Below are 25,078 nucleotides of genomic sequence, written 5' to 3' on the forward strand. Positions count from 1 at the left end.
AGTTCGAAAAAAAATAATGTAGTGAAGTAAAAACTTCAAATGCAAAACTAAGTTTTATTCGTTCAATTTTAAGTAACATAAGTCACAAATCGATGCTAAATATTCATAATTTATCTATTTCATTTCAAGGAGAATACCTTTTTGAAGACATTACATTTAAATTAGGAAATGGAGATAGGGTAGGACTTATTGGTAAAAATGGAGCTGGTAAATCTACTATGCTAAAAATTTTATCGAAAGAATTAGAGCCTGATTCTGGACAAATAGCAGCAGATAAAGAGCTTAAAATAGGATTTTTAAAGCAGGATATTGATTTTGTTTTAGGAAGAACTGTACTTGAAGAGTCTTACCAAGCTTTTACAGAAATTAAATTGTTAGAAGCAAAACTAGAAAGTATAAATGCACAATTAGCAGAACGTACAGATTACGAAAGTGAAGCCTATCATGATTTGATGGTAGAGATTAACGACATCCAACATCAATACGAAATAATTGGAGGTTATAACTATCAAGGTGAAACAGAAAAAATACTTCAAGGACTAGGTTTTAAACGTGAAGATTTTGATAAGCTTACCGACACCTTTTCTGGTGGTTGGCGTATGCGTATTGAGTTGGCTAAATTATTATTACAAAGTAATGATGTTTTATTATTGGATGAGCCTACCAACCACTTAGATATAGAATCTATTATTTGGTTAGAAGGGTTTTTAAGAAATTATCCAGGAGCAGTAGCAATTGTATCGCATGATAAAATGTTTTTAGATAATGTAACTAATCGTACAATCGAAATTTCTTTAGGACGTATTTATGATTATCCAAAGCCTTACACTAAATATTTAGTATTGCGTGAAGAGATTAGAACACAGCAATTAGCGTCTCAAAAAAATCAGCAAAAGCAAATAGAGCAGACTGAAAAACTAATTGAAAAGTTTCGTGCCAAAGCGAGTAAAGCAACTATGGCTCAATCATTAATCAAAAAGTTAGATAAGATTGATAGAATAGAGGTGGATGAGGATGATAACTCTGTGATGACTTTAAATTTCCCTGTGTCTATTACACCAGGAAAAGTGGTGATTGAGGCAGAAAGTGTTTCTAAAAGTTATGGAGATAATAAAGTGCTGACTAATGTAGATTTATTAGTAGAGCGTGATATAAAAACAGCTTTTGTTGGGCAGAACGGTCAAGGTAAATCAACTTTAGCAAAAATTATTGTTGGAGAGTTGGATAAGTATGAAGGACAATTAAAAAGAGGTCATAATGTACAAATAGGCTATTTTGCTCAAAATCAAGCCGAATATCTTGACGGAAGCAAAACCGTTTTAGATACTATGATTGATGCAGCAAATGAGACCAATAGAAGTAAAGTACGTGATATTTTAGGGTCTTTTTTGTTTAGAGGTGACGAAGCAGAAAAATACGTAAGAGTATTATCTGGAGGAGAGCGTAACCGTTTAGCATTAGCAAAATTAATGTTACAACCCTTTAATGTATTGGTAATGGATGAGCCTACCAACCACTTAGATATTAAATCTAAAAATGTTTTAAAAGAAGCATTACAACGTTTTGAAGGAACACTAATTTTAGTATCGCACGATAGGGATTTTTTACAAGGATTAACAGATACAGTTTTTGAGTTTAAAGACGGTAATATTAAAAAATATCTTGGAGATGTAGATTTTTACTTAGAACAACGTAATGTTGAAAACTTAAGAGAAGTAGAAAAAAGAACAGTTGTAAAAAGCGAGGTTAAAACAACACCTAAACAATCCTACGAAGATCAGAAAAGGCTAAAATCGTTAAAAAATAAATTAAGTAATTGCGAATCTAAAATCAGTCAATTAGAAAAAGAAATAAAAGACATTGATGTAGAATTAGCTGTTAATTATGACCAGACAGTATCTAAACCTGACTTTTTTGAAACGTACCAAGCTAAAAAAGATCAATTAGAAAAACTAATGGAAAATTGGGAGGTTATTACTTTAGATTTGGAGCAGTTATCATAACTCTTTTAAGTTTTCTTTAACGTTCAGGCTTTAAACTAAAGTCTAATTTTGCAGTCTTATCTTTATCAAAATTATATAATGCGAAATATTATCCTATCCATCATTGGTCTTCTATTAATTGTTGGTTCTTTTTTTGTTGCCAAACAACTTATAGCAAATAAAAAAAAACCTAAGCCAGTAGCAGCTAAAGTTGTAAAAACAGTGTTTACAGATACTGTTCAAAACACAACAATTCCAATTGTAATACCAGCTCAAGGTAATTTAACAGCTAAGCAACGTGTGGAATTGTATTCTGAAGTGCAAGGTGTATTTAGATCTGGAAGTAAATTGTTTAAACCAGGACAAACGTATCGTAAAGGTCAAACATTAATTCGTGTGGATGCTTCAGAGTATTATGCAAGCGTACAATCTTCAAAAAGTAATTTATACAATTCTATTGCTGCAATAATGCCAGATTTGCGTTTAGATTTTCCAGATGTTTTTCAAAAATGGCAATCCTACTTAAATAGTTTCGATTTAAACAAAACAACTCCAAAGTTGCCAGAAATGACTTCGGATAAAGAAAATTATTTTATTACTGGACGTGGTATAATTACTAATTATTATAATGTCAAAAATTTAGAACAACGATTAGCTAAGTATACTATTTCAGCACCATTTTCTGGAATTTTAACACAAGCTTTAGCATCAGAAGGTTCTTTAATTAGAAATGGTCAAAAGTTAGGCGAATTTATTAATCCTTCGGTTTACGAAATGGAAGTTGCATTAAGTAAGTCTTTTGCAAATATTTTAAAAGCAGGAGAATCTGTTACACTAAACAGTTTAGATAAGACAGAGATTTATCAAGGAATAGTATCTCGTGTTAACGGAAGTATTGATGCAACAACACAAACCATTACAGCTTATATTGAGGTTAAAAACCCTAACCTAAAAGAAGGTATGTATTTGGAAGCTAATTTAAATGCAAAAAGCATAGATAATGCAATCCAAATTGACAGAAACCTTTTGTCTGACGATCAACAGATTTTTATAATAAAAGATAGTTTGTTAGATGTTATGCCTGCAAAACCTATCCATTTTTCTGAAACTAAAGTAGTGTTAAAAGACGTACCTAACGGAACCATAATTTTAAAACGTCAAGTTCCTGGTGCTTACGCTGGAATGTTAGTTAAGCCTTATTTAAAAAAGGAAGAAGTAAAAAACACCAATAACTAATGAGAAAAGTAATAAGTTATTTTATTAAGTATCATGTTGCTGTAAACGTTTTTATTATTGCGTTTTTTGCATTAGGTATTATTGGTGTGATGTCGCTTAAATCGTCATTTTTTCCACTTACAGAATCTAAAATAATTAATGTTAGTATTGCATATCCTGGAGCGTCACCACAAGAGATAGAAGAAGGGATTGTGCTTCAAATTGAAGATAATTTAAAAGGATTAAAAGGGATTGATCGTGTCACTTCTGTATCTAGAGAAAATAGCGGAACAATTACTGTAGAAATCGAAAAAGGAGAAAGCCTAGATTTTATGCTTCTTGAAGTTAAAAATGCGGTGGATAGAGTGCCTTCTTTTCCAACAGGAATGGAACCTTTGGTGGTTTCTAAAAGAGAAGAAGCACGTCAAACAATTTCTTTCGCTTTAAGCGGAAAAAACATCCCATTGGTAACATTAAAACAACTAGGAAGACAAGTAGAGAATGATTTAAGAACCATTGATGGAATTTCTCAAATTGCAGTGTCTGGATATCCACAAGAAGAGATAGAAATTGCTGTAAACGAAAACGATTTACTTGCTTATAATTTAACGTTTAGCGATGTTGCCAATGCTGTTAGTACGTCTAACATATTAGTCACTGGAGGTAATATTAAAACCGTAACTGAAGAGTATTTAATTAGAGCCAATAATAAACAATATTATGGAGCAGAATTTTCAAATATTATAGTAAAAGCATCAGCAGATGGTAAAGTGGTACGTTTAAAAGACGTAGCAGTGGTTAAAGATCGTTTTTCAGAAACACCAAATGCAACCTATTTTAATCAAGAATTATCAGTAAATGTAACAATAACAAGTACAAATAATGAAGATCTAATTACATCTGCAGACAAAGTAAAGGAGTATATTAAGATATATAACCAAAAGCACACTAATATTAAATTGGATGTGGTAAGGGATTTGTCCATAACCTTAAATCAACGTACCCAATTACTAACAGAAAATGCATTAGTTGGGATGCTCTTAGTTTTGGTGTTTCTATCTATATTTTTAAACACACGTTTAGCATTTTGGGTAGCATTTGGCTTGCCAATTTCGTTTTTAGGTATGTTTATTTTTGCTGGACAATTTGATGTTACAATTAATGTATTATCGCTTTTTGGGATGATAATTGTGATAGGTATATTAGTAGATGATGGTATTGTAATTGCAGAAAATATTTATCAGCATTTTGAGAAAGGTAAAACTCCAAAACAAGCAGCAATTGATGGTACAATGGAAGTGATTCCGCCTGTAGTTTCAGCAATTATAACCACTATTTTAGCATTTTCATTATTCTTCTTTTTAGATAGTCGTATAGGCGAATTTTTTAGTGAAGTTTCTGTAATAGTAATTTTAACTTTAGTTGTTTCGTTGGTAGAAGCGCTAATTATTTTGCCAGCTCATTTAGCACATTCTAAAGCCTTAAAGCCTCAAAATGTGGATAAAAACCCTTCAAAATTGAAGCAATTTTTTTCTAAAATGAGAGGGATAAATAAAGCAGGAGATAATTTTATGTCCTTTTTAAGAGATAAAGTGTATGCACCAGTATTACACTTTGTGTTTAAGTTTAAACTATTTTCTTTAGGTGTTTTTGTGGCTTTGTTAGTATTAACATTTGGATCTATTGGTGGCGGAATTATTAATACGTCTTTTTTTCCAAGAATTGCAAGTGATGCAGCAAATATTGAGTTGGTAATGCCTGCAGGAACCAATGTAAAAATCACAGATTCTATTATTTCTATGATAGAAGAAAAAGCCTTTATTGTAAATAAAGAGCTAACAGAAAAATATTTAAAAGGTACAGATAAACAATTGTTTGAAAATACAATTGTTGATATTAATAGTAGTTCTAGCGCATCGTTACGTATTAATTTATTACCAGGAGAAGAGCGTCCAGACGCTATCCAATCTTTTTTAGTTACAAATAGACTAGAAGAATTGGTGGGTCCAGTAATAGGTACAGAAAGGCTTATTTATGGTTCTGGTGGTAATTTTGGTGGTAGTCCTGTTTCTGTATCATTATTAAGTAATAATATAGACGAGTTAAAAGCATCTAAAGCAGAACTTAAACATTACTTAGAGACTAACCCTTTACTTAAAGATATTGCAGATAATGATCCTGTCGGAATAAAAGAAATAAGATTAGAGTTAAAAGAAAGTGCCTACCTATTAGGCTTGGATTTAAGAACAATAATGAGCCAAGTGCGCTTAGGTTTTTTTGGTGCCCAAGCTCAGCGTTTTCAACGTGGACAAGATGAGATAAGGGTTTGGGTAAGGTTTGATAGAGACAATAGAAGTTCTATAAACAATCTGGATGATATGCGTATCTTAACACCAAGTGGTGAGCATGTCACGTTAAAAGATATTGCTAGTTATACAATAGTTCGTGGAGAGGTTGCTATAAATCATTTAGAAGGACAAAGAGAAATCCAAGTGTTTGCAGATTTAAAAGATCCAAGTACTAGTGCAACAGACATTACGGATGATATCAGAACGGATTTTATACCCAAATTACAATCTAAATACCCAACAATCTCTGCGTCTTTTGAAGGACAGAATAGAGAAGCTGGTAAGTTGTTAGGGTCTTTAAAAGTCGCTGGAGGTATCATACTATTACTTATATATATAACAATAGCGTTTACTTTTAGAAGTTATTCTCAACCAATATTATTAATCTTATTAATACCATTTAGTTTAACAGCAGTAGCTTGGGGACACTGGTTGTTAAATTTTCCGGTAAACATCCTATCCTTATTAGGTATTATAGCATTAATTGGGATTATGGTCAATGATGGATTAGTTTTGATTGGTAGATTTAATAGTAATTTAAAAGAAGGGATGACCTTTGATTTGGCTTTATCTGAAGCTGGAAAATCTAGGTTTAGAGCTATTTTCTTAACCTCATTAACAACAGTTGCAGGATTAGCACCTTTACTTATGGAAAAAAGCAGGCAAGCACAATTTTTAAAGCCTATGGCTATTTCTATTTCTTTTGGTATTGCATACGCAACTATTTTAACCTTATTAGTATTGCCATTATTTTTATCGTTTAGCAATAGTATTAAACAAAAAGGTAAGTGGCTTATAACAGGAAAGGATGTCTCAAAAGAAGAAGTAGAACGTGCAATTAAAGAACAAAATGAAGAAAATGAGCATTAAAAACTATCTATTATTTGCTTTTTTAATTTGTGCAATAACTACCCAAGCACAAAATATTTTAAGTCAAGAAGAAGCTGTAAAATTAGCTTTGGAGAATAACTACGGAATTAAAATAGCAAACAATGCAGTTGAAATAGCAGAGAATAATACAAGTGTATTAAACTCTGGTTTTTTGCCTACTTTAAATGGTAGTGCAGGAGCAACTTATAATCTTGATAATACCGAAGCGCAATTTTCAAACGGAACATCAACAGTTTTAAATGGTGCAGAAAGTAGTAGATATAACGCGTCATTAAATGTAAATTATACCATTTTTGATGGATTGGGAAGACGTTATAACTACAAGCGTTTAAAAGAACAATATCAATTGTCAGAGTTGCAAGCTAGAGAAACAATAGAAAACACCATAGTACAATTATTTTCTGTATACTATAATGTGGCTCAATTATCAGAAAATGTAGATGCTTTACAACAAACATTAAAAGTATCTAAGGATAGATTGGTACGTGCACAATATCAATTTGATTATGGTCAAAACACCAAGCTTGGTGTTTTAAATGCAGAAGTAGATATTAATAACGATAGCATTAATATTATAAATACAAATCAGTTATTAAAAAGCGCTAAGCGCGATTTAAATGTTGTATTAGGTAATGTTTTAGAAGACGCCTTTCAAGTAGATACAGAGGTTATTTTTGCATTGCAGTTTCAAAAAGACAGTTTATTTGAAAATGCTAAACGACGTAATGTTGCATTGCTCCAAACAGAAAAAAACATAGCTATTAGTCAATTAGATATTAAATCTGGTAAATCTGCTTATTTACCTACATTAGGGTTAACTGGTACTTATGGTTGGAATGAAAATAACAATAATGCAGCATCATTTGTGTCTGTTTCTACAAATACAGGATTGTCTGGAGGGTTAAACTTGTCTTGGAATTTGTTTGATGGAGGAAGTACAATGACAAGAGTTAAAAATGCTAAAGTTAATCTTGAAACACAGCAACTACAAAAAGAAAATATTTTAATAAGTATTACACGCGATTTTGAAAACGCATGGGAAGACTATCAAAATAAACTTAATATTTACAATATTCAGCAAAGTAATATTTTGACATCTCAAAGTAATTTTGAACGTACACAAGAAAAATTTAAAATTGGTCAAGTTAATTCTATCGAGTTTAGACAAGCGCAACTTAATTTATTAAATGCTGAGTTAAGTAGAAATCAAGCAAAGTTTCAAGCCAAGTTGGCCGAAATCCAATTACTTCAATTAAGTGGAGAATTACTTAATGTTAATTTTTAAAATTGCATTTAATCGATAAAAATGAATATTTCATGATAAAAAGTTAATATTTAATGTAGTTTATCGAATTTATTTGTTTTTTATCTTGTTTAGACTTAGTTTTACATCGTATTAGACCCCAAATCTAAAAACTATGAAAACTTTAAAATTAACTTTAGCATTTTTATTCTTTGCATTTATCTCGTTTGCAAACGTTTCAAATTCAGAAAAAGAAGCTTTAATAGCATTATATAATAATACTAATGGAGCAGAATGGACTAAAACTTGGGACCTAGAAGCATCTGTAGATACTTGGCATGGTGTAACAGTAATAGACTCTAAAGTAGTAAGTTTAAATTTATCATTTAATAACTTACAAGGACAAATCCCATCAGAGATTGGACAGTTATCAAATTTGCAAGTTTTAAATCTTAGTTTTAATAAACTTAAAGGAAACTTACCAGAAGCTATTTCAAGTTTACAGGAATTATATTCAATTCAATTATTTCTAAACCAATTAGAAGGCGAAATTCCAAATTGGATAGGTAAGTTAGCAAACTTAGAGTTTTTAGCATTATACAGTAATAAGTTTTCTGGTGCAATTCCTGAATCTATAACAGAATTAAAAAAACTAAAAAGTTTAGAGTTAGGAAGTAATTTTTTAACAGGACAAATACCATTTGACATTAACAAATTGGAAGCGCTTAAAAAATTAAGTCTTTTAGATAACCAGTTAGAAGGAAACATTCCAGAAAGTATTGTTGATTTAACAAATCTTGAAGAATTGGTGTTATCAAGCAATAAATTATCAGGTACGTTACCATTTGAATTATCTCAATTATCAAGTTTAAAATTATTAATGGTTAGCGATAATCAATTAAATAATGACTATGTAACTGTTGTTGATGACTCACCAAATAAAGTAGCTTTGTTTTTAGAAGATACAGAAGTGGTAAGCAAGCAATAACCTTTAGATTAAAATATATTTAAAATAGTCAACCTTTGGTTGACTATTTTTATTTTTGGTAAAAAGTAAAATATGTTTGAACATCATTTTCAGTGTCCTTACTGTTGGGAAACAATATCTATGTTAATAGATCCTAGTATTGCAAAACAAACCTATGTTGAGGATTGTGAGGTCTGTTGTAACCCAATCCAAGTTACACCTCAATTTGAAGAAACAGAATTAGTTGGTTTTGATGTAGTTAATATAGAACAATAAAAATTTGTAAAATATACTTGTAATATCTAAAAAGCATTGTATATTTGCAGTCCGAAATGATTTGGTCGGCATTATGAACCGTAAGTTAAAAGCTAAGTAAAAAATTTCAGATTATAAATCGCGGGATAGAGCAGTAGGTAGCTCGTCGGGCTCATAACCCGAAGGTCACTGGTTCGAGTCCAGTTCCCGCTACTAAAAAAAGCTTCACAGAAATGTGAAGCTTTTCTTATTTTTACAGAATGAATGATAACTTCAAAAACGAATTTTTTGGAATAGGTATCCAAAATGGAAAAACTCCCGAAAACCTTGGTGTGCTTTGGCGATCTGCACAAAATTTAGGAGCTAGTTTTATTTTTACGATAGGTAATCGTTATGCAAAACAAGCTTGCGATACGCACAACGCTGTTAATGCTATGCCATATTTTCATTACGATAATTTTGAAGAGTTTATAAAACATCTACCAAAAGGAGCACGATTAGTAGGTGTAGAGTTAACAAAGGATGCGGAACCATTAGAGACTTTTAACCATCCAAGGCGATGTGTATATTTATTAGGAGCAGAAGATCATGGTTTATCTAAAGAAGCCATAAATAAATCGCACTTTTTAGTTAAATTTAAGTCAGAGTTAAGCTTAAATGTATCTGTTGCAGGAAGTATTGTGATGTATGATAGAGGAATAAATAAACCAAGGTCGTAACTTTGCACACTATTAAATAGAATAAGATGACACATAAAGCAGGATTTGTAAATATAATTGGTAACCCAAATGTTGGTAAGTCAACACTTATGAATGCGTTTGTAGGCGAAAAATTATCTATTATAACGTCTAAAGCCCAAACAACTCGCCATCGTATTTTAGGAATTGTAAATGGTGAAGATTTTCAGGTTGTATTAAGTGATACACCAGGAATTATAAAACCAGCTTACGAGCTGCAAAGCTCCATGATGGACTTTGTTAAGTCTGCTTTTGATGATGCAGATGTATTAATTTATATGGTAGAAATTGGTGAGAAAGAATTAAAAGACGATGCGTTTTTTAAAAAAATAACCAATGCAAAAATCCCTGTTTTATTATTATTAAATAAAATAGATAAGTCTAATCAAGAACAATTAGAAGAACAAGTACAATCTTGGGCAGACAAAGTGCCAAATGCAGAGATTATTGCAATATCTGCTTTAGAAGGGTTTAATGTAAAAGAAGTATTTGATAGGATTATTGAGTTACTTCCAGAATCTCCAGCTTATTATCCAAAAGATCAATTAACGGATAAGCCTGAACGCTTTTTTATTAACGAAACCATCAGAGAAAAAATATTAATGCATTACAAAAAGGAGATCCCTTATGCTGTAGAAATTGATACAGAAGAGTTTTTTGAAGAAGAACAAATTATACGTGTACGTTCTGTAATTATGGTCGAGCGCGAAACACAAAAAGGAATTATCATTGGACACAAAGGATCTGCTTTAAAACGTGTTGGTGTTGAAGCTAGAAAAGATTTAGAAAAATTCTTCGGAAAGCAAATACATTTAGAATTATACGTAAAAGTTAATAAAAATTGGAGGAGTAATCAAAGACAATTAAAACGTTTTGGTTACAATAAATAGTTGGTTATTTATCTAAAACTTCACTCATAAAAGTATATAAATCGGTCATTTCTTTTTGATTTGAAGATTTACTAATACGACCTGAAAAATAAAGAACAAACCATAGTATTACCATTAATACCATTCCCCAAACTTGTAAATTGTAGTCTACTTTTAAAGCATAATTTGAATAGGCCCAAATACAAAATGCAATAAATAATCCAGCAACTGCAAAGTGCAAAAACATAAACAGTGTCCAAACCGTTGGATTTGGTCCAAACAAACCATATAATTGACTTTTGCGGTCTTCAGTTTCATTTATTTCTAAATGTAATTGTGGAGACCAAAAATGTTGATCTGCTTTAGGAAGTTTAATAAATACATGGTCATCAACTCTAGATACAATAAACTGCTTTTGTTCATTCTTTTGTGCTTCAAAAGCATCTAAAACAGTGGAGTGGCTTTTGTTTAATTCTATTTTAAATCGTGGTCTAAGCACGACTTCATTTAAATTTTCATTCATAATAAACTCATAATGAAGTAAAATACTATTTTTTTTCGAATTAATAACTAGTATAAACACTACCTTTGCACTCGCTTACAGGATATGTAATGCAGATAAAAAACAAATTATGAGTAGTATAGTAGCAATAGTAGGAAGACCAAATGTTGGAAAATCAACTTTTTTTAACAGGTTAATTCAACGTAGAGAAGCAATTGTAGACGCTGTAAGTGGTGTAACTAGAGATAGGCATTACGGAAAAAGTGATTGGAACGGAAAAGAGTTTTCGTTAATCGATACAGGTGGTTATGTAAAAGGAAGTGATGATATTTTTGAAGCAGAAATTGATAGACAAGTAGAATTAGCTATTGATGAAGCTGATGTTATTGTCTTTATGGTCAATGTTGAAGATGGTGTAACTGGAATGGATGAAGATGTTGCCAGATTATTACGTAAGGTTACAAAACCTGTGTTTTTAGTTGTAAATAAGGTAGATAACGGAAAAAGAGAAGAAGATGCTGTCGAGTTTTATAGCCTAGGTTTAGGAAATTATTTTACAATTGCAAGTATAAATGGAAGCGGAACAGGAGACTTATTAGATGCTTTAGTTGAAGCTTTGCCAGAAAAAGAAGAGATTGAAATTGAAGAAGAAGCATTACCAAGATTTGCAGTAGTTGGAAGACCAAATGCTGGAAAATCGTCTTTTATAAATGCTTTAATAGGTGAAGAAAGATACATTGTAACTGATATTGCTGGAACAACTAGAGACTCTATTGATACTAAATATAACCGTTTTGGATTTGAATTTAATTTAGTGGATACTGCTGGAATTAGAAAAAAATCAAAAGTAAAAGAAGATTTAGAGTTTTACTCTGTTATGCGAAGTGTACGTGCAATTGAGCATGCGGACGTTTGTCTATTAGTAGTAGATGCTACTAGAAGTTTTGATGGACAAGTGCAAAATATTTTTTGGTTAGCAGAGCGTAACAGAAAAGGAATTGTTGTTTTGGTTAACAAATGGGATTTGGTAGAGAAAGATCATAAGTCAACTAAAGAGTTTGAAAAACATATTAAAAAACAATTAGAACCATTTACAGATGTGCCAATTGTATTTATATCGACCTTAACAAAACAACGTATTTATAAAGCTATTGAAACAGCTGTAGAGGTTTATAAAAACCGTTCTAAGCGTATTAAAACAAGCGAGCTTAATGAGACGCTTTTACCTATAATAGATAATTATCCTCCACCAGCTTATAAAGGTAAATTTGTTAAAATTAAATACATTATGCAATTGCCTACACCACAACCGCAATTTGCTTTTTTCTGTAATTTACCGCAATATGTACGCGAGGCTTACAAGCGTTATTTAGAAAACAAACTTCGAGAAATCTACGATTTTAAAGGTGTTCCAGTAAGTGTGTATATGCGTAAAAAGTAAGAAGTTTTATCAAAACTTTAAGTTTCTTTTAAGATTAAAAACAATACTAGCGTTTTATCTTCGTTTTGCTATAACCTGATATTTATTAGGCTAAAAAATCAATCAAAACCAATGCAAAAACTAATCACTATTGCTGCACTTTTGTGCGTTTCATTATTATTTAGTCAATCCAAAAACTTTAATATTTCAGGTCAAATTTATTCAGAAACTGAAGCAATTCCGCTTGAAGCTGCTACAGTTTATTTAGAACGCATCAAGGATAGTAGTTTGGTAGCGTACACTATTACTGAAAAAGACGGAACCTTTAATATAGAAGATAGTACAACTGATGAGGATCTTAATTTATTAGTCTCTTATGTTGGTTATCAATCGTATAAGCAAAAAATAGCGATCAATAAAGCAGATATAATTTTACCAAAAATTAATTTAAAAATTAGTAATTCTTTAGATGAGGTATTGATAAAATCATCAGCACCAGTGACCATTAAAAAGGATACTTTAGAGTTTAATGTAAAATCTTTTAAAACCAAAAAAGACGCTACAGTTGAAGACTTATTAAAACAATTACCAGGAGTTGAGATTGACGAAGAAGGAAAGATAAAAGTAAACGGAAAAGAGGTTAATAAAATATTGGTAAACGGAAAACCCTTTTTTGGGAATGACCCTTCAATAACAGTAAAAAATTTAACTAAAGAGATAATTGAAAAAATTCAAGTTGTAGACACAAAAACTAAAAGTGAAGCTTTTACAGGAGAAGAAAGCGATAATGATAATAAGACCATTAATTTAACCATAAAAGAAGAAAATAACAAAGGTGTTTTTGGTCGTGTTGCTGCTGGAATAGGTACAGATAAACGTCATGAGTTTGCAGGAATGTTTAACAGATTTGATAATGACCAACGTATTAGTGTATTAGTTGGTGGAAACAACATCAACTCGCCAGGTTTTAGTTTTGGAGAAATAGAAAAAATGTTTGGTAATGGAGGAAGCAGAACATTTAGTAGTAATGGGTCTTTTAGTATTAATGGTCGACAATTTGGAGGAGGAGAAGGAATTACAACTTCAAAACTTGGAGGTGTAAATTATGCAGATGCTATAGGAGAAAAAACAGAAGTTGCAGCAGATTATTTTTATTCTAATAGTGATTCTGAAAACGAATCTTCTTCACAAAGAGAAACCATTTTATCAGACTCTAGGTATTTTTCAAATTCTAGTACGCGTTCTAATAACGAAACAGAAAGTCATACTGTAAATTCGGATTTTGAAATTAAAATTGACACCACTTTTTTAATAAATATTAGACCATCATTCTCTAATTCTAAAAGTACAACAGACTATAGGAGTCAAGACCAGACCTTGGGTCAAGACCAGAACTTGACTAACCAATCTTTATTAAATTCTTTTGTAGAAAATAAAGCAAATAATTTTTCAAATGAAATAAGTGCCACCAAAAAATTTGGTAACAAAGGAGGGTTTTTAAGGTTTGTAGTTAATAACTCGTTTAGTAAAAACATAAGCGAAGATTTTATAAACTCTAATACAGAAGTTTTTGGGACATCACCAGAAACTATTAACAGGGACCAGTTTACAGATGGTGATGATAAAGGGAATGAATTATCAACAGAGTTTACTTATAGACTACCTATAAAAGCAAAAGAGTTTTTTGTTAATTTTAGTTATCAGTATCAACGTAATAAAGACCAAAACCGTAAAAGTACTTACGATTTAAATACAACTACAGATAGTTATGATGATTTTAATGAAGATTTAAGTACAGATTTTCAGTATACAGATATTAAAAATTCTCCAGGTGTAAGCTTAAGTTATCGTAAAGAAAAATGGTCTGCAAGATTTGGTGTGGATTATATCTTTAGAACCTTAAAAAACCAAGATGGATTAAGACCTCAGTTTGATGTAGAGCGCGATTTTAAAGCAACAGAGCTTAGTAGTAGATTTAATTATAGATTTAGCAAAAAAGCACAAGTGTATGCTAGTTATAGATTGACTAATCAAACACCATCATTAAGGCAATTACAAGCATTTGAAGATGTGTCCAATCCATTAAATACTGTTATTGGTAATCCTAATTTAGAGCCTACTAATCAGCACAGATTATACGCAGGGTTTAATGCTTATAATTGGCAAGAGAGGACAGGGTTTTATCTTTGGAGTAATTTTACTAAAATAGATAATCAAGTTATTTCTAAAACAGAAATTGATCCAGAAACATTAAAACGTATAACTACTTATGATAATGTTAGTGGTAATTATAATGGTTCTTTTGGTGCAAACTATAGTAAAAGTATTAAAATAGATTCTATTTCTAGTATAAAACTTAAAATAGGTAATTGGTCTAGTTTTTCTAAAAATATAAACTATAATAACAATGTGTTGTATTCAAGTAATGTGTTAAGTACAACACCAAATTTTGGTGTGGATTACACAATGAAAGATGTTTTTGAATTTAAACCACGATACAGAGTTACATTTACTAAAAACAAATACGATTTAGAGTCTTTTGAAGACAGGAATTTCACCTCACATTATGTAGATTTTAGAACCGCTTTTTTCTTACCAAAAAACTTTGAATGGCGAAATGATATAACCTATAATTACAATCCAAATATTGCAGATGGTTTCCAGAAAAGCGAGTGGTTTTGGAACGCTAGTGTAGCCTATTCTGTTTTAAAAGATAAAGGACTATTAACCTTAAAAGTCTACGATTTACTTAACCAAAACACCAATGCAAGACGTACTGCAACGCAAGATTTTATAGAGGATAAACAGAGTACCGTTTTAAAGCAATATTTTATGCTTAATTTTAGTTGGAAATTTAATAGTTTAGGGTCTAAGGGAGAAACTGGAAATGGCGGAATGTATTATATGGATTAATCTTCCCATTTTACTTTTATAGTATCCAATGCTTGCAAAACACCTTCAAAATAATTTCCTTTTTTAAATGAAGGCACTAATGTGGAATCTATCAAGCGTTTACAAATAGAATCTGTTACTATTTTTTCAGTACCATAACCAGTTGCAAAAGCTATTTTTTTATCATTTTTTGAAATTAATAATAATAAGCCATTATCTTTTTCTTTTTGACCAACACCTAGTTTGTTAGCAATTTTAGTAGCATAGACAACAGGGTTATCTAAGCTAGGAACAGAATCAATAACATAAACGCAAATCTGATTTGTACTTGTTTTTTCGTAATCAATAATAATTTTTGAAAGTGAATCTTCCTCAGTTTTAGTAAATATATCGGCATAATCATTAACTACTGTTTTGATTATTAAATTTTGATTTTTCTTTTTACAAGAAACAAGAGAAGTAATGATTAATAAAAACGAAAGTAAACGCATCAACAAAAATTAAGAATATAAACCGTTATTATTTTAATATAAGAGTAAGTACTGCAAACTGTAACTGAATACTGCTAACTAAATGTTTACCATCCTCCAGAAGCACCACCACCACCGAAGCCTCCTCCTCCGAAGCCTCCACCAAATCCACCACTACCAAAACCTCCTCCAGAAGAAGAGCCTCCAAATCCGCCTCCAAAGCCTCCAGAACCACTTCTGTAGCCTCCTCGACCAGAATTACTTAGTATGATAGCTTCAAGTATGTCTCGTGTAGTATTACGTCCACCTCCAAAATTATCTGTACCATTTCCACCTCTTCGGTTTTTTGATATAGATATTAAGATAATTATAAAAATGATAAACAAAAAGATTACTGCACCAATAGGAAAGTCTCCAGAATTACTTTGCCTTGTGCCTTGATATTCGCCAGACATGACTTCAAAAATAGCATCTGCACCACGATGTAAACCACCATAATAATCGTTTTGTCTAAAATAAGGGATTATGTCTTGCTCTATAATTCGTCGAGACATTCCGTCTGTCATTAAATGTTCGGTTCCATAACCAGTGTTTATTCCTATTTTACGATCGTCTCTAGCTAATAATATAAAAATCCCGTTGTCTTTATCTTTATCTCCAATTCCCCATTGTTCTGCCCATTGTGCTCCTAAATAGTTTATGTATTCTCCTTCTGTTGAAGGTATAATAGCAATAACTATTTGGGTTGAGGTAGTGTCAGAGTATTTTATAAGTTTGTTTTCTAATGCCTGTTTTTGACTTGTTGATAATAAATTAGCATAATCATAAACAGCATCTGGGTTTGCTTTTGTTGGGACATCAGGTATTTTATACTGAGCAGATACTTGTCCAAAAGATAAAAAAGCTAATAAAACAAAAAGTCTAATTAACCCTTTTTTAGGTAAGAGATAAGCTTGAAGATTTAACATAGGATATTGCATACTTAATCTCATCCTTTAGATATAGTATTAGATAATTCGTTACTATCATAATCTTCAACAGGAAAATGTGCTTTTAATTGTTGTCCAGCATGTAACACGCCATCAACCAAACCTTGTTTAAATTGACCTTTTTTAAATAAAGATTCTATTACAGATTTAGTATCATCCCAAAAGTTTTTAGGGACTACTTTATTAATCCCTTCATCTCCATATATACCAAATTTATGATCATCTACTGCAACGTAAATTAGCACACCGTTTTGGTCTTTGGTATTATTCATTTTTAAAATAGAAAACACTTCTAATGCACGTGCTTCCACATTTGCATTACAGGTGCTTTCTATATGTATTCTTATTTCGCCAGATGTATGGTCTTCTGCTATACGAATAGCTTCAACAATTTCTTGTTCTTCTATGGTTGTTAAAAAAGATTCTACGTCTTGGGACATTATGGATAGGATATTTTAAAATTCTACTTTAGGAGAATTTTCACTTCCTGGAGCAGATTTAAATAAACCTAAACCAGTTTTATTCATATAATTAGCAACAAGATTTGTTGGAAACTTCTTGATGTATATGTTGTAAGCTCCAGCTAAACCATTAAATTTATTACGTTCTGTATTTATTCTGTTTTCTGTACCTTCCAATTGGCTTTGTAGCTCAAGAAAACTCGTATCAGCTTTTAATTCAGGGTAATCTTCACGAAGTAACATTAACTTACTTAATGCTCCAGATAAACCTTGTTGTGCTTGTTGGAATTGCGCCATTTTTTCAGGAGTTAAATCGCCAGCATTTATTGTAACTTTAGTTGCTTCTCCACGTGCTTTAATAACACTTTCAAAAGTCTCTTTTTCATGATCGGCATAACCTTTTACAGTAGCTACTAAATTAGGTATTAAATCAGCTCTACGTTGGTAAGAGCTTTCTACATTTGCCCATTGTGCCAATGCAACACCTTCTTTTTCAATAATTTCATTATTAATTCCAACTCCCCATTGAAATATTGCAAAAGCAATAAGTCCAATAATAATGATAGGTATAAGCAATTTTTTCATAATAGTTAGTTTTAAAGTTGTTCTTTTAGTTTTAGTAATTGATTTTTAACACGTTCCAATTTAGTAATAATTTCAAAATTATTTAGTGTTTTCTTTTTTTCTTCTTTTAAATGAATTTTTGCACCATCCAATGTAAATCCACGTTCTTTTACCAAATGATAAATTAATTGTAAGTTTTTAACATCATCTGGAGTAAATTTTCTATTCCCTTTTGCTGTTTTTTTTGGTTGTAATGCATCAAATTCTTTCTCCCAAAATCTAATTAAAGACGTGTTAACACCAAACGCTTTGGCAACTTCGCCAATAGTATAATATCGTTTTTCTGGAAGGTCAATAATCATTAGTCTAAAGATTGGTTTTCTAATGATGCATGCTCTAAAAGTTTATTAAACTCTTCTGGAGTTAAACTTCCGTAATAAAAATTAATAGGGTTAATACGATCTCCATCTTTAAATACTTCGTAGTGTAAATGTGGTGCTTCAGAACGTCCTGTACTACCTACAAAGCCTATTAAATCGCCACGTTTTACTTTTTGATTTTTTTGTACATTAAATTTATACATATGCGCATATAAAGATACATAACCATAGCCATGATCTATCCTAATGTGTTTACCATATCCAGCTGCACTATTGTCTGCACGTTTAACTACACCATCTCCTGATGCATAAATAGGAGTGCCTCTTGGAGCTGTAAAGTCCATTCCCCAATGTTTTTTTCTTAACTTAGTAAATGGGTCTGTACGCATTCCGTAACCAGAAGCCATACGTGTTAAGTCTTTATTATTTACGGGTTGTATTGCAGGAATAGCAGATAGTAATTTTTCTTTTTCTTCTGCTAAAACAGCAATTTCATCTAAAGATTTAGATTGTACAACAATACGTTTTAATAATATGTCAATACGCTTGTTGCTATTAACTATTAGTTTAGAATTATCATAACCTTCTAGTTTTTTATATCTATTTATACCACCAAAACCTGCTTTACGTTGCTCTTCTGGTATTGGGTTAGCTTCAAAATATAAACGATAAATGGCATTGTCTCGGTCTTCGATGTTTGCTAAAACTGTTTCTGCATCTTCCATCTTTTTATTTAGCAAATCAAATTGTAATTCTAAATTTGATAATTCACGTTTTAATGCTTTCTCTTTAGGAGATTCAAAGTAATGTCCTCCAATAAAAACAAACAAAAAACCAAACAATGAAGCAGCTACTAAAAACAAAGTTAGATACTTAAAAGTGCGTCGTTTTTTGCGCTCTATTTTTTTATAAGAGAGCGTTTCGGAATCATAATAATATTTTACTTTACTCATTATCTAATTTATACTATTTTTGCAGTTGTTAATGCTGAATATTTCAGCCTGTTAAAATAGTTAACGAACAACAAATATATAAATTGTTTTATTAAGCTTTATGCTTATGCAAACAAGATTATCAACATAGTTATTATGAATTCTCAAGACATACGCACAACATTCCTTAAATTTTTTGAAGATAAGAAGCATAGTATTGTGCAATCTGCTCCAATGGTTTTAAAAGACGATCCAACATTAATGTTTGTTAATTCTGGAATGGCACCTTTTAAAGAATATTTTTTAGGCAATGCGCAACCAAAAAATAACCGTTTGACAGATACTCAAAAATGTTTGCGTGTTTCTGGAAAGCATAACGACTTAGAAGAAGTTGGTTATGATACTTATCATCATACTTTATTTGAGATGTTAGGTAATTGGTCTTTTGGAGATTATTTTAAAAAGGAAGCAATTGCTTGGGCTTGGGAGTTGTTGACTGAAGTTTATAAAATTGATAAAGATATTTTATACGTCACTGTTTTTGAAGGTTCTGATGATGCAGATGACCTTAAAATGGATACTGAAGCTTATGATATTTGGAAGCAGTACATTAGTGAAGACCGTATTTTAAAAGGAAATAAAAAAGATAACTTTTGGGAAATGGGTGAGCAAGGACCATGTGAACCTTGTAGCGAAATTCATGTAGATATTAGATCTGCTGAAGAAAAAGCTAAAGTTGACGGTAAAGATTTGGTAAACGAAGACCATCCACAAGTAGTTGAAATCTGGAATCTGGTTTTTATGCAATACAACCGTAAAGCCAATGGGAGTTTAGAAGATTTACCAAACAAGCATATAGATACAGGAATGGGTTTTGAGCGTCTATGTATGGTGTTACAGGATGTAAAATCTAATTACGATACAGACGTTTTCACACCAATTATTAGAGAAATTGAAACTATTACTGGAAAAGATTATAATAAAGACGAAAAAACAGATATTGCCATTCGTGTTATTTCTGACCATGTTCGTGCAGTAGCATTTTCAATTGCAGATGGACAATTGCCAAGTAATACAGGAGCTGGTTATGTAATACGTCGTATTTTACGTCGTGCAGTACGTTATGGATTTACTTTTTTAGATAAAAAAGAACCATTTATTTACCGTTTGGTAAATGTATTGACCGAAAAAATGGGAAAAGCATTTCCAGAATTAAAAGCACAAAAGCAATTAATTGAAAATGTAATTAAAGAAGAAGAAGCGTCTTTTTTAAGAACATTAGATCAAGGTTTAGCTATTCTAGATCGTATTGTTGATAATGCGACTGATAAGCAAGTGTCTGGATCAAAAGTATTTGAACTTAAGGATACTTATGGTTTTCCTGAAGATTTAACAGATTTAATATTACGCGAAAAAGGATTCTCTTATAATAAAGGCGAATTTAATAAACGTTTAAAAGAACAACAAGGTAGAGGTCGTGAAGCATCAGAATTAAAATCTGACGATTGGACTGTTTTAATTCAAGATGAAGATCAAGAATTTATTGGTTACGACCAATTAGAGGCTAAAGTAAAGATTACAAAATACCGTAAAGTTGTGTCTAAAAAAGATGGCGAAATGTATCAATTGGTATTTAACTTGACTCCTTTTTATGCAGAAGGTGGTGGACAAGTTGGTGATAAAGGATATATTAAGGCAGCAAATGGAGATGTGTCTTATATTGTAGACACTAAAAAAGAGAATAATGTAATTATCCACTTGACTAAAGAGTTGCCACGTGATGTCAATCAGACATTTGAAGCTAAAGTAGATGAAAAACAACGTAACAGAACAGAGTGTAATCATACAGCAACTCATTTATTACATCAGGCTTTAAGAGAGGTTTTAGGTGATCATGTAGAGCAAAAAGGATCTGCTGTACACTCTAAGTATTTACGTTTTGATTTTTCTCATTTTTCTAAATTAACGGTTGAAGAGTTACGTGATGTAGAAAACTTTGTAAATTCAAGAATAGAAAGTAAATTACCATTACAAGAAGGTCGTAACATACCAATGGAGAAAGCAGTAGCAGAAGGTGCTATGGCTTTGTTTGGAGAAAAATATGGTGACGCAGTACGAACAGTACGTTTTGGTCAATCTATAGAATTATGTGGTGGAACACATGTAGATAATACAGCAGATATATGGCATTTTAAAATTGTGTCTGAAGGTGCAGTAGCATCAGGAATACGTCGTATTGAAGCTATTACAAACGATGCGGTTAAGTCTTACTATCATGATAACAACAGAGCGTTTTTTGAAATGAAAGATATGCTTAACAATGCAAAAGAGCCTATTAAAGCACTTCAAAACTTACAAGACGAAAACTCTAGCTTAAAAAAGCAAATAGAGCAGTTATTAAAAGATAAAGCAAAGAATATTAAAGGCGAACTTAAAAATGAAATAACAGAAGTAAACGGAATTAACTTCTTAGCTAAGCAATTAGATTTAGACGCTTCTGGTATTAAAGATTTATGTTTTGAGCTAGGTAGCCAATTTGATGATTTATTCTTGTTATTTGGAGCAGAAAACAATGGTAAAGCAATATTGTCATGTTATGTTTCTAAAAGTTTAGTTGAAACAAAAGACCTTAATGCAGGAACTATTGTTAGAGAATTAGGGAAGCACATCCAAGGTGGTGGTGGTGGACAACCATTTTTTGCTACAGCAGGAGGTAAATATCCAGCAGGAATCAAGGATGCTTTAGAAGCTGCAAAGAGTTATTTAAACTAATGAATTATTGGAGTTCATATGAAAACGGTTCCACAATTCAAGGGTCTGGTTCTGAAGGTGGAGTAATTATATTGGATGAAGAAAATATACTAGGAGCTAGGATTACACTTGAGAAAAACACTTCTATAGCTGATTGTGCTATAACTTTAGGAGTATATGGAGTTATGTTTCATACTGACTATTTTTCTACATTTAATGAAGCTAAATTAAAATATGAAGTGTTGAAAATTAGAATTCAAATCTTGTTAAATCATATAAAAATTGAAGATAATTATCGTGATTCAAATTGGAAAGAAAGGTTTAATTTGTTGATTGAAAATCTAATTTAATAGGTTCAGAATTTTAGATAAATCAGATATTTATGAATCTACAAACCAAAATACCACTAAAAAAGCAAGAGCATAATCTTATAGATTATAATTCTAAAGTATTGCTTTTTGGATCTTGTTTTGCAGAAAATATTGGAGATAAATTTAATTACTATAAGTTTCAAAATTATATAAACCCTTTTGGTGTTTTGTTTCACCCAATTGCAATACAACGTTTAGTTAGTAATGCAATAAATGGTAAAAAATTTACAGATGAAGATGTGTTTTTAAATAACGAGCAGTTTCACTGTTTTGATGCGCATTCAAAAGTAAGTCAACAAACAAAAAGTTTGCTGCTACATCAACTTAATGCATCATTACAAAAGACTAGTCATTATTTAAAGCAAGCCTCACATGTTGTTATAACTTTAGGTACAGCTTGGGTTTATCGTTTGATTAAGACTAATCAGATCGTGGCTAATTGTCATAAACTACCACAGCAAAATTTTCAAAAACAAATTTTAAGTGTTCAAAATATTGAGACAGCACTTCAATCTATAATTGATCAAATAAAGCAGGTTAACCCTAAAGTTAATTTTATTTTTACAGTCTCTCCAGTAAGACATATTAAAGATGGTTTTATAGAGAATACACAAAGTAAATCTCATTTAATTACTGCAATTCATCAAGTTTTAGATAGTCAATCGTTTTATTTTCCATCGTATGAAATTATGATGGATGAGCTGCGCGATTATCGTTTTTATAAACCAGATATGTTGCATCCAAATGAAACAGCTGTACAGTATATTTGGGAGCGTTTTAATGATGTTTGGATGTCAGATTTAGCAAAAAGCACTATGGATGATGTTGCTTTTATTCAAAAAGGATTGCTACACAAACCGTTTAACCCAAATTCTGATGCACATCTTAATTTTCTTAAAAAATTAAAAGCAAGACAACAAATGTTAATTGATAAATTTTCTTTTATCAAATTTAGCTAATTGTAACTTGTTGATTTGTAAGTATTTTTACACGAATAGTTCCTACAACTAGGTTAATTCTCTTTTAGTCGAAAAAAAAATGATAACTCTTATCTTAAGCTTACTTTTAAAATGCTATTAATCATACTTCAATTAAACACCAACCATTAAACTGTCAATCCAGTTTATTTCGTTGGTGTTTTTGTTAATAGTCTTCAGATTTAAGTTTTAAACATTTTTTCAGAGTTTTTTGAAAACCTTGATGCTTTTTTTGTGTATTTTTATAACATGCGAAAAATTGTAATAGGTATTGTCTTAGCATTTGTTATTTCTTTTATTTTTAAGAAATGTACTGAAGATAAAATGAGTAAAACAGTTATTAATGAGCATTCTGCTTTAATAGCCAAACAAATTAAAAATGTTGGAAAACTAGTAGTTACAGAAGGTTACTTTAGTGATGCATATGGTTATAAAGACACCAAAACTTATTTTAATATTCCGTCAGAGAAACAAGCGTTAGTTATCGTAAATGCTGAGGTTACGGTTAGTTATGATTTAAGTAAAATAGAATTTACTATAGATAGCGTCAATAAAATTTTAAAGATAAAGTCTATTCCAAAAGAAGAAATAAAAATCTATCCCGAATTAGAATATTATGATGTAGAAAGCGGTTATTTTAATAAATTTAGTGCTGAAGATTATAACAAAATAAATAAGATTGTAAAAGAACGTATTACTAAAAAAGTAGAAGCCTCTAATTTACAAATTAATGCAGAAAACAGATTAATTAGTGAGCTGGCTAAATTTTACATTTTAACCAACAGTTTAGGTTGGACGTTACAATACAATCAAACAGAAATTGATAGTCAGGATAAACTAGAAATATTAAAACTATAGTTTATTAGACAAACTATGCCATCCTCCACCATTTAAAACCTCAATTCCATTACTACGTAATATAGCAGCAGCACTGCCAGATCGCATTCCGCTTGCGCAACAAGTAATAACAGGTTTGTTCCATTTTTTAATATCCTTTACTTTGGCTTGGATCTGTTGTAAAGGAATATGTTTTGATCCAGGAATTGCTCCAGAATTATATTCTGCTTTAGAGCGTACATCTAATATAACAGCTCCTCTTTCTGTAAAGTCTTTAATTTTATCGCTTTTATTTCCATATAAGAAACTTAATAATCCCATAATTTATTTTTTTACAAATTTCATTTATTTATTTCAAAAGATAAGTAACAATAGTTACAACTTATTTTTTTTATCTTCAACCTCTATATGATGCAACAAACAAGAAAAGAAGAAATAATAAAAACAGCTGCTAAGCTTTTCAAAGAAAAAGGATATAGTGCTGTGACTATGCGTGATCTTGCATCTGCAATGGGAATTAAAGCAGCTAGTTTGTATAATCATATTAGTTCTAAGCAAGATATTTTAAATGCTATTATTATTTCTTTAGCTGAAGAGTTTACCAAAGGAATGAAGTTAATACAAGCCTCAAACAATACATGTATAGATAAGTTGAAGCAAGTAGTGGCATTGCATGTTGGTATTGCAAGCGAAAATGTTTACGGAATGGCTTCATTAAATAACGATTGGATGCATTTAGAAGCACAATTAAATCATTATTTAAAGCTGCGTAAAGATTATGAAAACGATTTTCTTTCAATAATAAAAAAAGGTATTGAAGCATCAGAAATAAAAGACTCAAACCCTGAAATTATTATGTTTTCAATGCTTACTACTTTGCGTTCTCTCCATATTTGGATACCTAAAAAAGAAGATCTTAATGTAAGCGATTTAGCTAACAACTTAAGCAATATACTCATCCACGGAATTAACAAATAGTTATTAATTTATTTTGTAAATTTGTCAAAGAAACTAACAAGTGTTAG

Annotated in this window: 23 protein-coding genes and 1 tRNA gene; 16 read left to right on the top strand and 8 right to left on the bottom strand. The window is 30.9% G+C overall.

The window, feature by feature from the left end; translation table 11 throughout:
- Positions 1–92: 92 nt before the first annotated feature.
- The 9 genes from SJY17_RS07365 to era all read left to right on the top strand — a co-directional run bounded on the left by SJY17_RS07365 (position 93) and on the right by era (position 10,528).
- The gene (locus SJY17_RS07365; protein WP_397361914.1) at positions 93–2,003 is read left to right on the top strand and encodes an ABC-F family ATP-binding cassette domain-containing protein; all 1,911 of its coding nucleotides are present in this window, start codon (positions 93–95) and stop codon (positions 2,001–2,003) included.
- Between the two features lie 78 nt (positions 2,004–2,081).
- On the top strand, positions 2,082–3,218 hold the full coding sequence (locus SJY17_RS07370) for an efflux RND transporter periplasmic adaptor subunit (RefSeq protein WP_397361916.1): 1,137 nt from the start codon (positions 2,082–2,084) through the stop codon (positions 3,216–3,218).
- A complete protein-coding gene (locus SJY17_RS07375; protein WP_397361917.1) occupies positions 3,218–6,415 on the top strand; it encodes an efflux RND transporter permease subunit in 3,198 nt (1,065 codons plus the stop codon). The genes SJY17_RS07370 and SJY17_RS07375 overlap by 1 nt, the downstream gene beginning before the upstream one ends.
- Positions 6,405–7,721, top strand: coding sequence for a TolC family protein (locus SJY17_RS07380; RefSeq protein ID WP_397361918.1), 1,317 nt, complete (start codon positions 6,405–6,407; stop codon positions 7,719–7,721). The genes SJY17_RS07375 and SJY17_RS07380 overlap by 11 nt, the downstream gene beginning before the upstream one ends.
- Before the next feature lie 133 nt (positions 7,722–7,854).
- Positions 7,855–8,667 carry a Two component regulator three Y domain protein gene (locus SJY17_RS07385; protein ID WP_397361919.1) on the top strand — a complete coding sequence of 271 codons (813 nt, stop codon included), beginning with the start codon at positions 7,855–7,857 and terminating at the stop codon, positions 8,665–8,667.
- A 72-nt stretch (positions 8,668–8,739) separates the two neighbouring features.
- Positions 8,740–8,922, top strand: a complete 183-nt coding sequence (locus SJY17_RS07390) for a CPXCG motif-containing cysteine-rich protein (RefSeq protein WP_397361920.1) — start codon at positions 8,740–8,742, stop codon at positions 8,920–8,922.
- Positions 8,923–9,041: 119 nt separating this feature from the next.
- A tRNA-Met gene (locus tag SJY17_RS07395) sits at positions 9,042–9,114 on the top strand.
- 47 nt (positions 9,115–9,161) lie between these two features.
- Complete coding sequence (locus SJY17_RS07400; protein ID WP_397361921.1) at positions 9,162–9,620, top strand: RNA methyltransferase; 459 nt, start codon at positions 9,162–9,164, stop codon at positions 9,618–9,620.
- A gap of 26 nt (positions 9,621–9,646) precedes the next feature.
- Entirely contained in the window at positions 9,647–10,528 is an 882-nt protein-coding gene (gene era / locus SJY17_RS07405) for a GTPase Era (RefSeq protein WP_397361922.1), read from the top strand.
- 4 nt (positions 10,529–10,532) lie between these two features.
- Here the strand turns inward: era and SJY17_RS07410 are convergent, their stop codons facing one another.
- The gene (locus SJY17_RS07410; protein ID WP_397361923.1) at positions 10,533–11,030 is read right to left on the bottom strand and encodes a GTP-binding protein; all 498 of its coding nucleotides are present in this window, start codon (positions 11,028–11,030) and stop codon (positions 10,533–10,535) included.
- Positions 11,031–11,139: 109 nt separating this feature from the next.
- Here SJY17_RS07410 and der point away from each other — a divergent pair, with 109 nt between their 5' ends.
- Together der and SJY17_RS07420 are read left to right on the top strand one after the other, a co-directional pair.
- Positions 11,140–12,450, top strand: coding sequence for a ribosome biogenesis GTPase Der (gene der, locus SJY17_RS07415; RefSeq protein ID WP_397361924.1), 1,311 nt, complete (start codon positions 11,140–11,142; stop codon positions 12,448–12,450).
- A 111-nt stretch (positions 12,451–12,561) separates the two neighbouring features.
- A complete protein-coding gene (locus SJY17_RS07420) occupies positions 12,562–15,342 on the top strand; it encodes an outer membrane beta-barrel protein (RefSeq protein ID WP_397361926.1) in 2,781 nt (926 codons plus the stop codon).
- Here SJY17_RS07420 and SJY17_RS07425 read toward each other — a convergent pair.
- The 6 genes from SJY17_RS07425 to SJY17_RS07450 form a co-directional block, all read right to left on the bottom strand.
- Positions 15,339–15,812 (bottom strand): TPM domain-containing protein, encoded by a 474-nt coding sequence (locus tag SJY17_RS07425; RefSeq protein WP_397361927.1) that lies wholly within the window; start codon positions 15,810–15,812, stop codon positions 15,339–15,341. The two genes, SJY17_RS07420 and SJY17_RS07425, sit on opposite strands and share 4 nt — an antisense overlap.
- 86 nt (positions 15,813–15,898) lie before the next feature.
- Complete coding sequence (locus tag SJY17_RS07430) at positions 15,899–16,771, bottom strand: TPM domain-containing protein (protein WP_397361928.1); 873 nt, start codon at positions 16,769–16,771, stop codon at positions 15,899–15,901.
- A gap of 8 nt (positions 16,772–16,779) precedes the next feature.
- The gene (locus tag SJY17_RS07435; protein ID WP_397361929.1) at positions 16,780–17,220 is read right to left on the bottom strand and encodes a TPM domain-containing protein; all 441 of its coding nucleotides are present in this window, start codon (positions 17,218–17,220) and stop codon (positions 16,780–16,782) included.
- Positions 17,221–17,235: 15 nt separating this feature from the next.
- The gene (locus SJY17_RS07440) at positions 17,236–17,826 is read right to left on the bottom strand and encodes a LemA family protein (RefSeq protein WP_397361930.1); all 591 of its coding nucleotides are present in this window, start codon (positions 17,824–17,826) and stop codon (positions 17,236–17,238) included.
- A gap of 11 nt (positions 17,827–17,837) precedes the next feature.
- A complete protein-coding gene (locus SJY17_RS07445) occupies positions 17,838–18,167 on the bottom strand; it encodes a MerR family transcriptional regulator (RefSeq protein WP_397361931.1) in 330 nt (109 codons plus the stop codon).
- Positions 18,167–19,138, bottom strand: a complete 972-nt coding sequence (locus SJY17_RS07450) for a peptidoglycan DD-metalloendopeptidase family protein (protein WP_397361932.1) — start codon at positions 19,136–19,138, stop codon at positions 18,167–18,169. Before SJY17_RS07450 ends, SJY17_RS07445 begins: the two co-directional genes overlap by 1 nt.
- Positions 19,139–19,273: 135 nt before the next feature.
- Between SJY17_RS07450 and alaS the strand changes: the two genes are divergently transcribed.
- The 4 genes from alaS to SJY17_RS07470 all read left to right on the top strand — a co-directional run bounded on the left by alaS (position 19,274) and on the right by SJY17_RS07470 (position 24,074).
- The gene (alaS, locus tag SJY17_RS07455; RefSeq protein WP_397361933.1) at positions 19,274–21,889 is read left to right on the top strand and encodes an alanine--tRNA ligase; all 2,616 of its coding nucleotides are present in this window, start codon (positions 19,274–19,276) and stop codon (positions 21,887–21,889) included.
- Positions 21,889–22,218, top strand: a complete 330-nt coding sequence (locus SJY17_RS07460) for a hypothetical protein (protein WP_397361934.1) — start codon at positions 21,889–21,891, stop codon at positions 22,216–22,218. Before alaS ends, SJY17_RS07460 begins: the two co-directional genes overlap by 1 nt.
- Positions 22,219–22,250: 32 nt before the next feature.
- Positions 22,251–23,198, top strand: a complete 948-nt coding sequence (locus tag SJY17_RS07465) for a GSCFA domain-containing protein (protein ID WP_397361935.1) — start codon at positions 22,251–22,253, stop codon at positions 23,196–23,198.
- Positions 23,199–23,465: 267 nt separating this feature from the next.
- A complete protein-coding gene (locus SJY17_RS07470; protein ID WP_397361936.1) occupies positions 23,466–24,074 on the top strand; it encodes a DUF4230 domain-containing protein in 609 nt (202 codons plus the stop codon).
- Here SJY17_RS07470 and SJY17_RS07475 read toward each other — a convergent pair.
- Positions 24,069–24,374 (bottom strand): rhodanese-like domain-containing protein, encoded by a 306-nt coding sequence (locus SJY17_RS07475; RefSeq protein ID WP_397361937.1) that lies wholly within the window; start codon positions 24,372–24,374, stop codon positions 24,069–24,071. The two genes, SJY17_RS07470 and SJY17_RS07475, sit on opposite strands and share 6 nt — an antisense overlap.
- A gap of 87 nt (positions 24,375–24,461) precedes the next feature.
- Here SJY17_RS07475 and SJY17_RS07480 point away from each other — a divergent pair, with 87 nt between their 5' ends.
- Complete coding sequence (locus SJY17_RS07480; protein WP_397361938.1) at positions 24,462–25,031, top strand: TetR/AcrR family transcriptional regulator; 570 nt, start codon at positions 24,462–24,464, stop codon at positions 25,029–25,031.
- The last annotated feature ends 47 nt before the right edge of the window (positions 25,032–25,078 follow it).

Origin of the sequence: Olleya sp. R77988 (assembly GCF_044594215.1) — a bacterium.
In the GTDB taxonomy this organism is placed as follows: Bacteria; Bacteroidota; Bacteroidia; order Flavobacteriales; family Flavobacteriaceae; genus Olleya.

What these genes read in the sequence shown, in the direction of transcription:
- SJY17_RS07375 (WP_397361917.1), top strand. Translation starts at nt 3,218, where the DNA reads ATGAGAAAAGTAATAAGTTATTTTATTAAGTATCATGTTGCTGTAAAC.
- era (WP_397361922.1), top strand. Translation starts at nt 9,647, where the DNA reads ATGACACATAAAGCAGGATTTGTAAATATAATTGGTAACCCAAATGTT.
- SJY17_RS07400 (WP_397361921.1), top strand. Translation starts at nt 9,162, where the DNA reads ATGAATGATAACTTCAAAAACGAATTTTTTGGAATAGGTATCCAAAAT.
- SJY17_RS07450 (WP_397361932.1), bottom strand. Translation starts at nt 19,138, where the DNA reads ATGAGTAAAGTAAAATATTATTATGATTCCGAAACGCTCTCTTATAAA.
- SJY17_RS07420 (WP_397361926.1), top strand. Translation starts at nt 12,562, where the DNA reads ATGCAAAAACTAATCACTATTGCTGCACTTTTGTGCGTTTCATTATTA.
- SJY17_RS07430 (WP_397361928.1), bottom strand. Translation starts at nt 16,771, where the DNA reads ATGCAATATCCTATGTTAAATCTTCAAGCTTATCTCTTACCTAAAAAA.
- SJY17_RS07390 (WP_397361920.1), top strand. Translation starts at nt 8,740, where the DNA reads ATGTTTGAACATCATTTTCAGTGTCCTTACTGTTGGGAAACAATATCT.
- SJY17_RS07440 (WP_397361930.1), bottom strand. Translation starts at nt 17,826, where the DNA reads ATGAAAAAATTGCTTATACCTATCATTATTATTGGACTTATTGCTTTT.
- SJY17_RS07380 (WP_397361918.1), top strand. Translation starts at nt 6,405, where the DNA reads ATGAGCATTAAAAACTATCTATTATTTGCTTTTTTAATTTGTGCAATA.
- SJY17_RS07445 (WP_397361931.1), bottom strand. Translation starts at nt 18,167, where the DNA reads ATGATTATTGACCTTCCAGAAAAACGATATTATACTATTGGCGAAGTT.
- SJY17_RS07370 (WP_397361916.1), top strand. Translation starts at nt 2,082, where the DNA reads ATGCGAAATATTATCCTATCCATCATTGGTCTTCTATTAATTGTTGGT.
- SJY17_RS07365 (WP_397361914.1), top strand. Translation starts at nt 93, where the DNA reads ATGCTAAATATTCATAATTTATCTATTTCATTTCAAGGAGAATACCTT.
- SJY17_RS07410 (WP_397361923.1), bottom strand. Translation starts at nt 11,030, where the DNA reads ATGAATGAAAATTTAAATGAAGTCGTGCTTAGACCACGATTTAAAATA.
- der (WP_397361924.1), top strand. Translation starts at nt 11,140, where the DNA reads ATGAGTAGTATAGTAGCAATAGTAGGAAGACCAAATGTTGGAAAATCA.
- SJY17_RS07435 (WP_397361929.1), bottom strand. Translation starts at nt 17,220, where the DNA reads ATGTCCCAAGACGTAGAATCTTTTTTAACAACCATAGAAGAACAAGAA.
- SJY17_RS07475 (WP_397361937.1), bottom strand. Translation starts at nt 24,374, where the DNA reads ATGGGATTATTAAGTTTCTTATATGGAAATAAAAGCGATAAAATTAAA.
- SJY17_RS07470 (WP_397361936.1), top strand. Translation starts at nt 23,466, where the DNA reads ATGCGAAAAATTGTAATAGGTATTGTCTTAGCATTTGTTATTTCTTTT.
- SJY17_RS07480 (WP_397361938.1), top strand. Translation starts at nt 24,462, where the DNA reads ATGATGCAACAAACAAGAAAAGAAGAAATAATAAAAACAGCTGCTAAG.
- alaS (WP_397361933.1), top strand. Translation starts at nt 19,274, where the DNA reads ATGAATTCTCAAGACATACGCACAACATTCCTTAAATTTTTTGAAGAT.
- SJY17_RS07425 (WP_397361927.1), bottom strand. Translation starts at nt 15,812, where the DNA reads ATGCGTTTACTTTCGTTTTTATTAATCATTACTTCTCTTGTTTCTTGT.
- SJY17_RS07460 (WP_397361934.1), top strand. Translation starts at nt 21,889, where the DNA reads ATGAATTATTGGAGTTCATATGAAAACGGTTCCACAATTCAAGGGTCT.
- SJY17_RS07465 (WP_397361935.1), top strand. Translation starts at nt 22,251, where the DNA reads ATGAATCTACAAACCAAAATACCACTAAAAAAGCAAGAGCATAATCTT.
- SJY17_RS07385 (WP_397361919.1), top strand. Translation starts at nt 7,855, where the DNA reads ATGAAAACTTTAAAATTAACTTTAGCATTTTTATTCTTTGCATTTATC.